The 16,168-nt window shown below is 43.7% G+C and carries 9 protein-coding genes; 4 read left to right on the forward strand and 5 right to left on the reverse strand.

Going from position 1 to position 16,168, the window contains the following annotated elements:
* Positions 1 to 3: 3 nt before the first annotated feature.
* Complete coding sequence (locus tag D829_RS0116655) at positions 4 to 990, reverse strand: Gfo/Idh/MocA family oxidoreductase (RefSeq protein ID WP_026081222.1); 987 nt, start codon at positions 988 to 990, stop codon at positions 4 to 6.
* Between the two features lie 278 nt (positions 991 to 1,268).
* Between D829_RS0116655 and D829_RS0116660 the strand changes: the two genes are divergently transcribed.
* Positions 1,269 to 2,555, forward strand: a complete 1,287-nt coding sequence (locus tag D829_RS0116660; protein WP_017690049.1) for a hypothetical protein — start codon at positions 1,269 to 1,271, stop codon at positions 2,553 to 2,555.
* 186 nt (positions 2,556 to 2,741) lie between these two features.
* Positions 2,742 to 4,373: a helix-turn-helix domain-containing protein gene (locus D829_RS0116665; protein WP_017690050.1), complete on the forward strand. Its 1,632-nt coding sequence runs from the start codon at positions 2,742 to 2,744 to the stop codon at positions 4,371 to 4,373.
* 128 nt (positions 4,374 to 4,501) lie between these two features.
* Here D829_RS0116665 and D829_RS0116670 read toward each other — a convergent pair whose 3' ends face one another.
* Positions 4,502 to 5,077: a transcriptional regulator gene (locus D829_RS0116670; RefSeq protein WP_017690051.1), complete on the reverse strand. Its 576-nt coding sequence runs from the start codon at positions 5,075 to 5,077 to the stop codon at positions 4,502 to 4,504.
* Between the two features lie 501 nt (positions 5,078 to 5,578).
* Between D829_RS0116670 and D829_RS0116675 the strand changes: the two genes are divergently transcribed.
* The gene (locus D829_RS0116675) at positions 5,579 to 6,808 is read left to right on the forward strand and encodes a glycine betaine/L-proline ABC transporter ATP-binding protein (RefSeq protein WP_017690052.1); all 1,230 of its coding nucleotides are present in this window, start codon (positions 5,579 to 5,581) and stop codon (positions 6,806 to 6,808) included.
* Positions 6,774 to 9,362, forward strand: a complete 2,589-nt coding sequence (locus D829_RS0116680; protein WP_017690053.1) for a glycine betaine ABC transporter substrate-binding protein — start codon at positions 6,774 to 6,776, stop codon at positions 9,360 to 9,362. The genes D829_RS0116675 and D829_RS0116680 overlap by 35 nt, the downstream gene beginning before the upstream one ends.
* A 614-nt stretch (positions 9,363 to 9,976) precedes the next feature.
* On the opposite strand, the gene D829_RS0116685 is transcribed toward D829_RS0116680, so the two are convergent.
* The 3 genes from D829_RS0116685 to D829_RS31265 all read right to left on the reverse strand — a co-directional run bounded on the left by D829_RS0116685 (position 9,977) and on the right by D829_RS31265 (position 16,088).
* Complete coding sequence (locus tag D829_RS0116685) at positions 9,977 to 10,195, reverse strand: immunity 17 family protein (RefSeq protein WP_017690054.1); 219 nt, start codon at positions 10,193 to 10,195, stop codon at positions 9,977 to 9,979.
* Between the two features lie 193 nt (positions 10,196 to 10,388).
* Positions 10,389 to 14,315, reverse strand: coding sequence for an S-layer homology domain-containing protein (locus D829_RS31260; RefSeq protein WP_017690055.1), 3,927 nt, complete (start codon positions 14,313 to 14,315; stop codon positions 10,389 to 10,391).
* 618 nt (positions 14,316 to 14,933) lie between these two features.
* Entirely contained in the window at positions 14,934 to 16,088 is a 1,155-nt protein-coding gene (locus D829_RS31265) for a copper amine oxidase N-terminal domain-containing protein (protein ID WP_017690056.1), read from the reverse strand.
* Positions 16,089 to 16,168 lie beyond the last annotated feature (80 nt).

Consider the following 16,168-nt stretch of genomic DNA (forward strand, 5'->3'; position numbering starts at 1 on the left):
CGATTAACACTGGTCCGCTGCAAATACAATCCCGGCATTCTTGCGCGCACTCATGAGAACACTCATCACAGACTGGCTGTGTTCAAGCAGTTCGTAACACCGTTTGTGATCCCCATTTGCGTGGATGTCCCTGAACGCTTCCCACTCATAGTACAGCCAATTGGATTGGCTCTGTGCATTATACGCCTCAGCAGGCTCATTCCCGATCTGAAGCTTGATCTCCCGGCAACCGTTTGCTCCTCCCACTACCTGAAGATAACCTTTCTCTCCCTGAATGAGCACAAAGTTCATGCTGCTCGTGTCTTTGGCACCTACACATTCCGCAATAAACTCCGGATATTGGAGAACCACAACTCCTGACGTATCAATACCGTTTGCATGCTGATTCGCAGTATACGATACGGCATTCGGACTGCCGAACAGATTCATGACCAGATGAAGATTATAAATATTGATATCCATCAGCGCTCCGCCGGAGAATTGTGGATTAAAGACATTCGGTGTTTCCCCTGCAAGAAGGTCATTGTATTTGCGCGAGTATTGACTATAGTTACACTGGATAAGTTTGATCGGACCAAGCTTCGGTAGTTGCTCCTGTATGACTTTAATATTGGGCAGATGAATGTTGGAGATGGCTTCAAACAGCAACAGATTCTTTTCTTTAGCAAGTGCAATCAGCGTTTCAGCTTCCTGAGGCGTGGACGTGAACGGTTTTTCGCAGACGACATGTTTGCCATGTTGAAGTGCCTGATAGGCCTGTTCGTAGTGCATGCTGTTCGGTGAAGCAATATATACGAGATCTACATTTGTATCTGAAAATAGGGATTCCAGGTCCGTATAGATTGTACTTACCCCATATTTACCCGCAAGCTCCTGTGCTGTCTCTCTCTTCCGGGAGTACATCGCTGTACACGTAACATCTTCCAGTTCATTGATCGCAGATAAAATGGCATCCACAATGGACCCTGTACCCATCGTTGCTATATTCATCATATCGTTTCGCTCCTATCGTTGGTTGTTTGTCAGTTGGCTCTCTTCGCTGCTCTGGTTGAGTGTAATGTTATCACGATCAAGTCAGGCGGAGAATGCTTTCGCACTGGATTGGCAGCATCATGCGCAATTCGATTTCAGGTTGGATTGTGTATGAAATTCAATTTCATTCTCTTCTTTTTTTCATGTTTGAGATCTAACATATCTTCCATAGTTTACCGATATAACATAAGGAATTAACGACATACATATAGAAGAACGAAGGGGACGATGAACGAATGAAAACAGGGTATACATACGTACAACGCACCATCTGTACATTGCTGTTATTTGCACTCATTGCAGCAGTGACATTGGGAGGTGGAACCGCAGCCCAGGCAGCCTCACTTAGCCAATCCACAGTGTATTATGAGTCCGACGGAGTTTTGTACAAAGTATCCGCGGATGGCAGCAATACAACAGAAGTATTAATTGATTTCCAAGGTGTGGACTTGCTTGCGGCAGGCTCTTATCTCTACTATACGCAGACTGCTTCTTCCACAACATTGCTTCGGGTTCCAAATGACGGGTCCAGCGATGCGGCAGAGACATTTGCTACAGATGTACTCAGCTATTATACGGATAACGGATTCATCTATTATCTGGATGCTACAGGTACCATTTATCGCGCGAATGGCAATAGTGATGCTTCAGCTGTCACCAAGATTGCTGACAAGGCTGATATCGACTTCCCATTCCTCCTGGTAACCAAAGGGCGTGCCTACTATAATGCATTGGTTAATGGAAACACATGGGTCGTGTCCAAAACGTCCAACGGTTCTGGAGCTGTGCAGCGGATTGCCGCAGGCGCAGTGGAAGGACGTTATTTTACGAATCAAGCCAAAAACGAACTGCAACTGATGGTCAATACAGACCCATACGAGGAGTTTTATTCCACCAATGCTGTTGTCATGTATAAGGTGAATTACAACACTGGCAAAGCAACTGCGGTTAATCCCAAAGCCAAACTGGATGTGAATGCTGTATATTCCGGTGGTTGGGGAAACAATCTTTACGTGTATAACAAAGGAATCGTTCTCGACAGCAATAAGGATTACAATTATGCCAAAGGCAAAGCGTTTGCGTTAACAACTTCAGCCAAAACACTTCAGCTTCATAACAAAAGTGTTCGTGAAGTAAGTGCCTTAGGTACAGACAAGGTTGTCCTTATTGATGCAGACAAAAAGGCTTATGCCAAAACGGTCTCGGGCAACAAAGTAACCAAGTCTGCCAACCTGAACCTGAACAATGTAACGTATGTTGCGAATCAATTGACCAATGGTACATCTACGGCTGCATACATCTCGGGCAACAACGGACTCTATTCGGTCAATACAGCTCTCAAGGTAACTAAACTTACCGGGGACGAATGGGATGCATTCCATATCAGAGATGATGTTGCGGGCCTCTTCTACATCAATGCCAAAGATCAATATCGCTTGTATCACGTGCAAACAGGTGGAACAGGAAAAAAAGTAATGAGTGACGTTTTCCTCGACAATATTCTATTGGTGACACCGTACTAAAATATAATGTTGATTCAGGCGTGTAGCCTATTCAACGGACTTGTCCATAACAAAAAGGATTACCTTGTAGCCATAACGGCTCTTGGTAGTCCTTTTTTGGTTGTCGAAAACTATTTTTCAAAAACATCTTCCATATGAGAATGATAATTGTTATCATTAAGAAAATAAGACAAAAGGATGGTCCGTATGACTGAACAGTTTCCCTTCATTGCTGAAACCACATCTCTACCGCTCCTCTCCTCCATGTGCCGTGTGCGTCGTGGGGAGAAATTCCGTGTGCAAGGCAAGACGGTGTCACGGCCCATGCTCTGTCTTATTTTGCAAGGAGACGGTGTTCTGGTCCTGAATGATACAGCCTATACGGCTCAAGCGGGCAGCTTGTTCGTACTGAAGCCAGGAACAACCATCGAGGCCGCCGCACGCTCGAATGTGACCGAATGTATATTGCTAAGTATGGATACGGTTCGTTTGCAGCAAGTCCGTGGTGAATGGAAAATGACCTCCACTCCTGGCTTCCCGCTGGATTGGCAGACAGGCATGTTGCTGGTTCGTCACGAGCAGCAGGCTGTATTACGTTTGGAACAACTGTATGAAACCTATCGCGGTCTTCAACCGGATCACTTTATCAGCATACATAGCCAGTTGCATGAGCTGCTGCAGTTTCTCTCGGAGAACCGGCTGGAAGCCAATCATGAGAAAGTGGACCCTGCCTTGGAACGCAGCATTATGTATATGCGACGTTACATGAGTGAAGGAATCAGCATGGATCAGCTTGCCAAGATTGCTGGACTCACCCCCAGCTCTTATTCACGCAGTTTCAAGAAGGCCAAAGGCATGTCACCGACCGATTACCTGAATCGTTTACGTATAAACGAAGCCAAAAAACAGCTGACAGAGGAATCCTGTGTCCTCAAAGACGTCGCGATATCTGTCGGGTATGGTAATGAGTATTATTTTAGCCGCAAATTCAAACAAACCTTGGGGATTGCTCCCAGTGTATATATGAAAAGAGATCAACTTCGCGTAGCTACGGCATCCATTATGGGATTTCATGAGAACTTGGCCTCGCTTGGACTGCGCCCGGTAGCTGTGCTGGAAGGTGAAGGTGTGTTTGACCGAGAATCGGATGAATATGAACAAGAACGCCGATTAACCAGACAATTCGATCAAATTCGGCAGGCGAAGCCAGACTTGATCATCGGTGACTTTTACCACAAGCCTTATTACGATCGCCTGAAAAGTATTGCACCCACCATCATCTTGGAGTCTACTGATGACTGGAAAGAGAACCATATTCGCATAGCCGAACTGGTCGGACGTGAGAAACAAGCGTTGCTGAATTTCAAAGAACTTGAGTTTCGCAAGCTTGAAGCAAGCCTGAACCTGCAACCCTATTTCGGACAAAAACGGTTGGCTCTGATGGAGGTTACGAACCAGTCCATTCGCTTACAAGGGACTGGCGAGCATCCATTAAATCACTTGTTGTATGCTGAATTGGGACTTCAGCCTGCTCAGCTTGTATCTCCCGAAAGTTCCAGAAATGAGTATGTTGCAGATAGTATCCCCGTGCTGGACACGGATTACCTGTTGATCCATCGTGCTTCGCTTCAGCCTGTCAGTGAAAAGGTGTTCCGACGTATGAAACAAACGGCATCGTGGAATCGATCCCCTGCTGTATTGTATGGTAACGTTCACGATATCTCGAACTGGCAACGGTTATGCTGGACCCCGGCTGGCCGGTTGCAGATTCTGAACGAACTGGAACAGATTGCTCAGCAGCCTGTAGTCTTTCCTCAGGCAAGTCTGATCGGACATTAGATGTGAACATAGGTCGATACGATGGGCAAGATTATCTTTTACATCGTGTTTCTTCATTATAATTCAGTAAGATATTGCACAGGCCAAAGGGCCCTCTCCTATAAACGGAAAGGGCCCTTTGCATGTAATTATGAATGTTCCTTAATCTCTTCCTTCGGAACCAGCTTGTATATCTCTTCATCTTCCATGGTATCAATCAACCGATCCAACCATTTGTAATATGCTTCCGCTTGCAAAACTTTGTGTTTGTCTTCCATCAGGATGTGGATAAGTTCAGCATCCGCCTCTTCATCCAAACCTTCGACTAATCGATTCAGTTCTTCAATCGATTTGCGTAGAACCTGAAGGTTACTCTCCACGGCTTTTCTCCACTTAATCGCAAAATAATCCGTAAACGTCTGATGCCAGTCATATTCCACTTCATATAGGTCTTTTCTGGAGCCCTTGCTCCACACTTTATTTACCATTTTCAAATCCAGCAGTGTTCGTACACCTGTACTCATACTCGTTTTGCTCATTTCCATTTCCCGTCCCATATCGTCAAGGGTCATTGGTTTGTCTGCAAAAAATAGCAATCCATATAAGTGTCCCGTAGACAGCGTAACGCCGTAAAGATCCATATTACGTCCAATAGCTTCAATGACGCGTTTACGTATCTTCAGCACGGTTGCCTGCTGTTCCTCTTGTAAATGGTCCAAGCCCATGCTTGCAACCTCCATTCTGAACATTCCACAGTCTTTGGCGAAATCATTGCAACACTTTAAAAGTCCTGCTTACATGGGAAAGCACTCGGCCGGACATCATATATGCCAGAGGGCTTTCATTCACCCAATGTATGAAAATGGGAACTTTACCAGGCTACAATTGCCTATGACTATCTTTTAACCAAATAATTCAGCTTCAATTCAGCTCATTTTCTATTGTAGGAAAAGCGATATCAAATGTAAAGGAACCTTATTAGGCAGAATAAGGAGAATGATGGAGCATATGCGAGGAAAACTTTGTACAGTTTTTACTGTACAAACATTATGTACTGTTTATTCGGTTGATATACTGGTTAAGTATTGTTAGTATTAAAAACGTTACCCAGAAAGACGGGAAGCGAAGCAACAACTACCGGATTTCGTGGCTGGGCGCATAAGTGTATGGGCTTATGGATGCTGAAAGCCGTTCGAAGTGCACAACACATCAGAAGGGGTGAGAACATGACCATACTTGAAGTGAAAAACGTAAGTAAATTGTTTGGCCCCCAAACCGAGCAAGGTCTGCAATTACTGGAGCAAGGTTGGGGTAAAGAAAAGTTGGCCAAAGAAAAACAGATAACGGTTGGTGTCAACCGGGTCAACATGGAGATTAAGGAAGGCGAAATTTTCGTTATTATGGGACTGTCCGGTAGTGGTAAATCCACACTGGTTCGGATGTTCAATCGTCTGATTGAACCAACATCCGGAGAAATACTGGTCCATGGTAAGGATCTACGCAAGATGAACAAAGAACAATTGCGCGAAGTGCGCCGGAAAACGATCAGTATGGTATTCCAGAAGTTTGCGTTATTCCCGCACCGTACCGTTCTTGATAATGTGGAGTATGGACTCGAAGTACAGAAAGTAGACAAGGAAGTACGCCGTGAGAAAGCAAAAACTTCACTTGAGCTGGTTGGCCTTAAAGGCTGGGAAGATAAAATGCCAGATGAACTCAGTGGCGGTATGCAGCAACGTGTCGGCTTGGCCCGTGCGCTTGCCAATGACCCGGAAGTACTATTAATGGATGAAGCCTTCAGTGCACTCGATCCATTGATTCGTCGTGATATGCAAGATGAGTTGATCGAGCTTCAGGATAAAATGAAAAAGACCATTATTTTCATTACCCATGACTTGGACGAAGCGCTGCGCATCGGCGATCGTATTGCCCTCATGAAAGACGGCGCAGTTGTGCAGATCGGTACACCGGAAGAAATCATGATTCAACCGGCCAACTCATATGTGGCCCGCTTCGTCGAAGACGTGGATCTGTCCAAGGTCCTTACAGCATCTCACGTAATGCGTCGCCCTGAAACAATTACGCTTGATCGTGGTCCTCGTGTAGCCCTCGAATTAATGCGCGAACGTGGTATTTCCAACCTGTTTGTCATTGACCGTTCGATCAAACTGCTTGGTGTAATTACAGCTGAAGATGCAACCCGTGCTATGCGCGAAAACAAATTATTAAATGACATTCTGATCACGGACGGGCCGACGGTGTCGCCTGAGACCCTGATTCATGAATTGTTCGAGATTGTAAGTTCTGCCCATGTGCCGCTCGCTGTTGTTGGTGAGAATGGCCGTCTGCAAGGTGTTATCGTCCGCGGTGCCCTGCTGGGTGCACTTAGCGGTGAAGTTGCAGTAAAGGAGGAACTTGCGAATGATTCCCAAAATACCACTAGCATCATGGATTGAATCCATCGTTGACTGGATGAGCTCCTCGCTCTCCGGATTGTTTAATGTAATCTCTATTGTTATTCAGGCAGTAGTTGGATTCTTCTCCGGGCTGTTCATGCTGCCCCATCCACTCCTGTTCATTGCCATATTGGGTGTTCTTGCGTTCCTCGTAGGTCGACTCCCACTGACACTATTTACGGTTATCGGGTTCTTGCTCGTAGATAACTTGGGATACTGGTCCCAATCGATGGACACACTCGGTCTGGTTATCACTTCAGGATTGGTTTCGATCCTGCTTGGTGTACCTGTCGGAATCTGGCTCGCATACAGTAAAACTGCGGCGCGTATTATTACACCGCTCCTTGACTTCATGCAGACGATGCCTGCATTTGTCTACTTGCTGCCTGCGGTCACATTCTTTAGTCTAGGTGTCGTTCCAGGTGTTATCGCGTCCGTTATATTTGCGATTCCGCCAACGATTCGTCTGACTCACTTGGGTATCAGACAGGTATCTGGCGAATTGGTTGAAGCAGCTGATGCATTCGGCTCAACTTCCATGCAAAAGTTGTTCAAAGTACAACTTCCACTCGCTTTGCCTACCGTGATGTCCGGTATTAACCAGACCATCATGCTGTCACTGTCCATGGTTGTTATTGCATCCATGATCGGTGCACAAGGTATTGGTGCGGAAGTCTATCGTGCTGTAACACAGCTTCAAATCGGTAAAGGTTTCGAAGCCGGTCTGGCCGTTGTTGTACTCGCGATTGTACTGGACCGTTTTACACAAAATGTATTTATGCCAGGTCGCAAAAAGACCTCACGCATTACAGCCAAGCAAAAAGCATGGATCACTGCTGCGGCAACATTCCTTGTACTTGTAACTGGTTTCTCACAATACTTCGTTGGTGGCACAACTTCCGCTGGTGGCAAGAATTCAGCAGCCAATGCTGTAGGTCAAGAAGTGAACTATCAGATTATTGGTATCGATCCAGGGGCTGGTATCATGAAGTCCGCTGCAAAAGCGATCGAAGACTATAAATTAACTGACTGGACTCTGATTGAAGGCTCTGGTGCAGCGATGACGGCCACCCTGGACAAAGCGATCAAAAATGAAGATCCAATCATTATTACAGGTTGGACTCCGCACTGGATGTTCAACAAATATGATCTGAAATATCTGGAAGATCCAGAAAAATCTTTCGGTGATGCTGAAGAAATTCATACCATCGCCCGTAAAGGTCTGAAAGAAGATCACCCTGTTGCGTTTGAATTCCTGTCCCGTTTCCAATGGACATCGGATGAAATGGGTGAAATGATGACTGCTATCCAGGATGGCACATCCGCAGAAGAAGCAGCTAAATCTTATGCTGAAAAACATGCCGATCAGATTGCTGAGTGGACCAAAGGTCTGACTCCAGTGAACGGTGATGCATTCAAACTGAGCTATGTGGCTTGGGATTCCGAAATCGCAAGTACCAACTTGCTGAAATACGTGATGGAAAACAAATTGGGTTATAAAGTTAACGCTCTGCAAGTCGAAGCCGGACCGATGTGGACGGGTGTTGCCTCAGGCGACGTAGATGCCTCTCCAGCAGCTTGGCTGCCATTGACACACGCTGACTACTGGGAACGTTACAAAGACCAGGTGGACGATCTGGGGGCCAATATGACAGGTGTACGTACAGGCCTCGTGGTTCCTAGTTACATGACTGAAGTCAATTCGATTGCAGATCTGGAGACAGGTGCCGCTTCTTCCACTCCATCGGCAAGTGCTAATGTGGGCGAAGAGGTTAATCACCAAATCGTTGGTATTGATCCAGGTGCAGGTCTGATGAAGGCCACAGCAAACGCCATTCAGCATTATGATTTGTCTAACTGGAATCTGATTGAAGGTTCTGGAGCAGCAATGACTGCATCATTGGACAAAGCTTATAAAAATGAAGAACCAATCATCGTTACGGGTTGGACTCCGCATTGGATGTTCAATCAGTATGATCTGAAGTATTTGGATGATCCCGACTTAATTTTCGGCGATGCAGAGGAAGTTCACACGGTTGGACGTAAGGGAATCAAAGAAGATCATCCCGTTGCCTATGAGTTCTTCTCTCGTTTTAATTGGACTGCGGATCAAATGAGTGAAATCATGGTAGACATTCAAAAGGGCGTTTCGCCTGAAGAAGCTGCCAAGACTTATGCAGAAAAACATCCGGACCAAATTGAAGAATGGACCAAGGGGTTAACCCCGGTTAAAGGTGACAATTTACGTCTCGGTTATGTTGCATGGGACTCTGAAATTGCGAGTACCAACCTGATGAAGTATGTGCTTGAGACGGATCTGGGTTACACAGTCAAAGCACTGCAAGTCGAAGCTGGTCCAATGTGGGCAGGCTTGGCAGCAGGTGATATCGATGCTTCTCCAGCCGTTTGGCTCCCGCTTACACATGGGGACTACTGGGAGACGTATGGTGACCAGATTGAAGATATCGCTGTCAGTATGACAGGAGTTAAACAAGGTCTGGTTGTTCCAACGTACATGGATATCAACTCTGTTGAAGACTTAAAAGATAATTAAACCAGATTGAGATGAATAAACCTGAATTTGGTAAAAAGACCACCGGAAAATTTCGGTGGTCTTTTTGAGTGTAACTTTTACTTGGGAATGTCTTCAAACCTAATGAAAGCCTGAATGTACCTGAAGTGCCGTTAAAGTGGATTTTCTCCCTTTCAATGAAAAGCTTCGCTCTGGATGGGATCAGGAGTCAGCTACTCACTCACGGTTGGAGCAGAGCAAGTACAAGCGCTAACGAATCGGAGACGTCTTATTCAAGGATATAAAGTGATTCCAGAAATCTAAAGAACCTGAGACACGCTATATCAGAATAAAACAGTTGTTTACAGTGTTTTTGTCAGGGATTCCAGTAAATAACGTGTCTGATGTTCCTTACTTTGTAAAAAGAAGAGCTGAAGGCGAAATAAGGCGTCCTGAGTTCCTTAGAAAATGGTCTCCCTTTCCCCAGGGTATAAAGCCTTGGGCTTCAAGACATTTTAAAATGCTAATCTCCACACCCGAACTAACCTCGAAAATCTCAAGCATAAAGCTAAACGTACTAATCGTTACCTTCTACATTAAAGGCTGTGAAACTGAATTATGTACTCGGGCTCTGCAAATTTTTTTCTTTTCTTTTCCTATACTTTACCAATCAGCAACAATAGTACGCCAATGGCAATCATGACAACACCGAGAATACCATATACCACTCTTGCGCCCTGCCGTCCAATGGTCTTCACAAAAATTCCTGCTCTAAAACTCTTCATAAACCAATCCCAATTGTTGATACCTCCGAGCAAACTAAAAATTCCTGCCGCTATGGCAAATAGTGCGATTAAAACGGGTTGATCTTGCATTACGTCAACACTCCTTCTATATAATCCTGTCTACTATACCTTCACTTGGTGAAAATTAACAGGCATTAATTAGTAAAAAAAACAGCTTGCAGATGGAAGTCTACAAGCCGTTTTCATTAGAGTAAAGGAGTTTAGCGTTTCAGGTTAAAACTGGTTTTGGCTTCCTTTTCATAGGAAGATTGAATAGTCTTTATTACTTCGCCTGAAATTCATTTGCCGCCAATAACAAGGTTACCACTTCAGCACGTGTTGCCTCAGCGAGGGGGTTAAACATATTTTTGCCTGTTCCCTTCACCAGTCCTGCATCATACGCAGCAGCGATATATGGAACAGCCCACGCCGGTACTTTATCTGCATCCGCGAAACTCAGTGCCGGATTGGACTCCACTGGAAGGCCGAGTGCTCTGACGAGCATAACCGTCATCTCTACCCGCGATACTTTCCCCGATGAACGGAACGTATCGTCCGTGTACCCACTAATGATGCCTTGATCCACTGCTTGAGCAATAAAGGATTGCGCCCATGCAGGTATCCCGGCAGCATCCTTAAACGTCAATGCCTTGTTGCTGGCTGGAAGTTCAAATGCTCTGCCCAACATAACAATGAATTCGGCGCGTGTGGCTGGTGCATTCGGACGGAAGTTACCATCCTGATACCCGTTCACAATTCCCCGGGAAATGGCCTGCTCAATAGCAGCTGCTGCCCAGTGATTCCCAATGTCCTTCAGGTCTACCACTGGTGTGGTTGGAGTTACAGGTGTAGTAGGTGTTGTAGAACCTCCACCACTGTTACCACTACCCGGATTACTTCCATTATTCCCGCCACCATTACCAGGATTGCTTCCATTTCCGTTATCTATAAAGGTTAATTGTGCAAGCAACGGATCATGATCGCTCACTCGACCATCTGCTGTTTCAAAGTCAGCATTCACATGCACCACTTCAATGGCTGCGTTATCCGTCAGGTTTTTACTCACCAAAATGTGATCCAATGTCTGAGAGTTTCCGTCATAAATATAGGAATAACGCTTGTTCTCAGGCAGTTTGTTTACCAGATTGTCCAATTCATTACCTTCGACAATGCTCAATGTTTTCGAGAACTGGAAGTCATTAAAGTCCCCGAGGACAGCAACATTTACATCCGAGTCTTTATTGATTAATTCATTGACAAATTTATTGACAACCGTTGCTTGCTGCGCACGCTGTACTTCACTAATGCGAGTTACAGGCTGAATATTTCCAAATGGGGCTAAATCTCCACCCTTAGAATTGAAATGGTTAGCGATAACGACCACACGTTCACCATTAAATTCAAACTCTGCTGCGAGCGGTTTGCGGGAACTGGCAAATGCGTCGTCACCTGGTGCAATACGCCCCGGATTAACCGAGAGACTACCGTCTGCTTTGACTGCGATTGCTGTCGTGGCATTACCTTTGCTAACACCAGTAGCTAACGATACACGGTCCGGCTGATACAGGAATCCTACACGAATGTTGGCACCTGGTGCCCCGCCATCCTTATTATTTTCCGGAGCAATCTCACTGTATTGATATGTGGGTCCTTTATTCGCTTTGATTGCATCAATTAGTGTCTGAAAACTCTCATCGGCCGCTGTTGTACCCGTGTCGGCATCACCATCGTTATCCTGAACTTCCATTATTCCTAATATGTCTGGCGTTTTCAGATTATCCACGATAATTTTACCGATTTTATTGGCTCGTGTTGCATCTTTTTTGCTGAAGTTCTCGACATTAAACGTGGCAACAGTCAGCTTTTCTTGTTGTGGCTCAATTGATGTTGTTACTTGTTTCAAACCATCGGACGTAATCGGAGGCAAATCGCCTTCCAAGTTAACCTTATAATTACCACCCGAATAAGAAAGCACACCTTTAATGGATCCTCTAAATTTATCACCCGTTGTCACAGCTTGAGGAGTTTTTTTATTAATGAACAAACGTTGAGGATTTAGAGAACTCTCAAACTTTCCTGCTCCGTCTCCACGTAAGATTAATCCTCCTGCCGGAGTCTGCAATGAATCATTTGGTTCGTTGTCTACCGTTACTGCTAATCCAAGATTGTAAGAATAAGGTCCGAGAATAGTAGCATCATCTAATTGAATACGCATGCCTTCCAAACTTTCATAAAAGTCTATAGCATCCACGTCAGGGTTAAACTGGCCCAATCCATCCGAATCAATGACTTTCGGTATTACGCGGCCACCTTTTCCAATGATTACGGATTGTGGCAATCCAACATCGGGTTGTTCCAACGTAATCTCAGAAGCTACAATTTCAGTGGTTGGCAAGTCTGTTGCACTTGCTGCATACTCTTTCACCTTGCCGGCAACCTTTACCTGGTCCTTGACTTTCATTCCATGATCTTTCTTATAGATTAAAATCCCCTCAGAAGTTGCCGGATCTCCATCTTCCTGACCAGGAATGGATTGCATATAGAATGAATCTGCGTTAATTAGAGATGTAACAATTCCATCTACATTCTGTACATTCAATCCATCATAGATGGAATAATGGCCTGCCCCCTGAATTTCGTGAATACGTACACCATCCACCCGATCCACCGCAGTATATTCAAAAGAAAAAATGGTGCTTACTCTGCTATCAGCAGTGGCAACAGCTTTAATGATTTGATTTTGAGTAATCGTAATAGGCTGTGTGTATTTCATGGAATTCACAGTTGGTTCAGAACCGTCCAGTGTATAGAAAATTTGGGCACCTACATAAGGGGAAGACAACGTAACTTCCGTTCCTTTTACAATACCACCGGAAGGTGTGCTCGCTGTTACAGAGAGCAAATCCTCCAGAATATCCGACGCCGTTCGAGGAATCAACTCCAGACCGTAAGTGGAATGGTAAGTCAAGACTCCTGTCACTTTATGATACGATTTGCCAACGGAGAGAGCTGACGGGCTGTTTTTGGCATAAATCAGCATTTGCCCGCCATGTTCATCTGTCGCTGTGTAAGTGGGCGTGTTGCTTTTTGTCACTGTAATATTGTTTACTTCGACAAGCATCCCTTCATACTGCCCTCCAGTACCCTTGCTCCCTCCCGCACTCGGAGCAAAATGAGATGAGTTGAGCGGTACAGGTACAGGTAGATCCTGTGACTTTTCAACATTTCGAATAAAGCCACCCTGAAATCCAGATTTGCTTGCTTCAACCTGAACAAGGCCATTGTAAATCGTAATTGGCCCATAGGCTTCAATCCGGTCTCCAGCTTCTATACCAGAAGCATTACCGCGCACAACGATCCCGGCATCGTTATCCTGAATATACAGATTCGATACACTTCCGGACAATTCGCTATAGGTTACAATGCCTTGAACGCTAACGGTCGTATTCTCAGTTGCTTTTCTTGCATCTGAGATTGAAATAGGAGTTGTGTCGACAAGGGTATAATCAAAACTGGTAACATCACTATTGTCGATCCCCTCTTTGGCTGCGTAGGTTTCAATGTGAATCGCATCATTTATTGTAATGGGCACGGTATAGGGAAGATAATCAGCGTCCGTATTTTGCTTATAGTAAACGGTTGCACCGACTGTGGGTGTTTCCAATGTAACCTGCGTTCCTTCTGGAACAGCACCAGAAGATGGATTAGCTCTGACGCTTGCCACTTTAGTTTCAGGTGTCTCATCGATTAGTTGGAAGGTTGTTGAAGAGGAGTCAATGTATTTGATGCCAGGTAGTGAGAGATAAGAAGTTAGCGTCCCATTGGTTACCCTAACTTTCTTTCCAAGAAGTTCAGGGTTGCTATTCAATCCAAACGTATTTCGTACTGAAGTAATATTAGGGATTTGAACAGAAAAGATCTTATTTAAATCTGTTTCACCTGGATTGTCCGCAAGTCCAAAATTACTACCTCCACTGAATGGAGCTATAGTTTGCAGTTTATTTTTTGAACCATCAAAATACCCAATAACATATCCTTCCACCGTCCCCGGTAATCCATCATTGTTGCGAGCGATCGCTTGAGCAATAGTTAAAGGCTCATCCGCAGCGGCTGCCTTACTGCTGAACAATCCAGCCGGAATTGCACCTGTGATGAGCAGGACCATGGCCAGGAACAACCTGAGCAACCTCTTCATTCGCAGAACATGCATTTTTTACTTACCTCCATGTTTTTAAATTATAATCATTTGTTCAGCCATCTTGTACATTAGTTCAAATATAAGATAACTGAAGAACAGGCTCGTGTAAACAAAATTTCTTTGTTATGAAAGAAAACAGAACACTAATATCACAATATCTAAAATAATCTCTATAAAAATGAATAAATAGTACTACTTTTTCGAAAAAACACGTTATCAAGCCTATTAAAGTTATATAAGTGTTAGATATAAGGTTATTTAACGTCAATTAAATTAACATTTATAATGAATATTAATACGAATTCGACATTTAGTGACAGTCCTCATTTCTTTAAACCCACTAAAACCTGAGTCTTGAGACATGCATTTTCACATGATAAAACGATATGTACGGATCACTTTAGATCACCCCATTACCTGAGTATAAGAGAGAACTATTAAGTACAAAATCAGTATGAGTTAATAGAATGTTAATTATTTCTTGATAATCTACAAAGACATATAACCACATCAAAAAAACCACAAGAATATCTCCAATTACTCTCAGAGACTTTCTTGTGGGATATTATAAAATATTATATTTTGAAATTAATACTAATTTTACTTTTTCGAGATGATATAGACTGACTATTAGTACACTTCTGTGTCTGGTGTCAATGTAATATTACTTCCATATGGTTCAATTAATCCTTGTTGCTCCAAGTACTGGTCAACGTATCGATCTGCATTCAGTGAAGTTGACCCGATCCAGTCTGAATATGTTTTTCCAAACATTTTATACAGTATATCACTAGTATATTCATTACTTAATTCCCCAAAAACAGTATATAACTGTTTTACCGTATTCGTGTGTTTTTTCCCCTCTAAATCGGTCCAGGTTACTTTTTTATTCAGATCTACCTTCCTTATATCCTTAGTATATATTTGTACAGTTGACCCATTGACTTTGAAGTACACACGGATGCTTTTTTCGTAAGGATGACCCTTGAGAATGCTCCACCCTTTCATATCTCCAGTAGCTGGCACAGCATAAAGTTTTCCTTTTGTTGGGGTTACTGCTGTTACACTGTTTTGTTTTTTAGGTTGTTCAATATTAATAGTCATTTTTCCTTTACCAATGGATATTTGCATCTGCTTAGCTTTGGAGTTATAAGCCAATACACCATCCAAAGCATCTGAGAGAACAGAAGCAGGAAACAAAGTTACGCCATTTTGAACAAGTAGTGGTGACTTGAGAGTTAATGGCTCTCCATTTAAAGTTGCCTTTGTTCCATTTTTCGGGAGAGTTAGTCTGGTAGAACCAACTTTAATGTCGAAGGTGCCTTGTTGAGCAATATAATTAACACTCCCCCCCAGTGCCTTGAATACCTCTTTCATCGGAACAAGAGTCACACCATTTTTTATGTATCCCCCATCAATCGCTTCATCCAAACTACCTGAGATGGTAACTGATCTTTCAACATTTTCGACTTTAACAGTAATTGTTGAAGAACCTACACCTGTTACCTTTACCATCCCAGTGCTCAGCACTTGAAGTATATGAGGTTCACTGATCGTATAATCTGTTTTCGAAAGACCCGTATTTCTTCTGTAGTATGGATCGTTATCGCTATGTATTGAGAATTCGTCATCATAAACAACAACTATATTAAGATTAATCTTAGAACCGACCGAAACTGTAGTATTAGGGATGAGTTCAATATTTTTAACTTTAAGTTCCTCCCCATAAACACTTGAGACAAACAACAACATAAATACCATCATTAGAACCGTTACTCTTTTCATTCACTTGTACTCCTTCTTATTTTTATTATGTCTATTTCTCTTCATGAATCTATTTATTGGGATACCCCTTTCAGCTTCCT

Source organism: Paenibacillus sp. PAMC 26794 (assembly GCF_000316035.1).
Lineage (GTDB): Bacteria > Bacillota > Bacilli > Paenibacillales > Paenibacillaceae > Paenibacillus.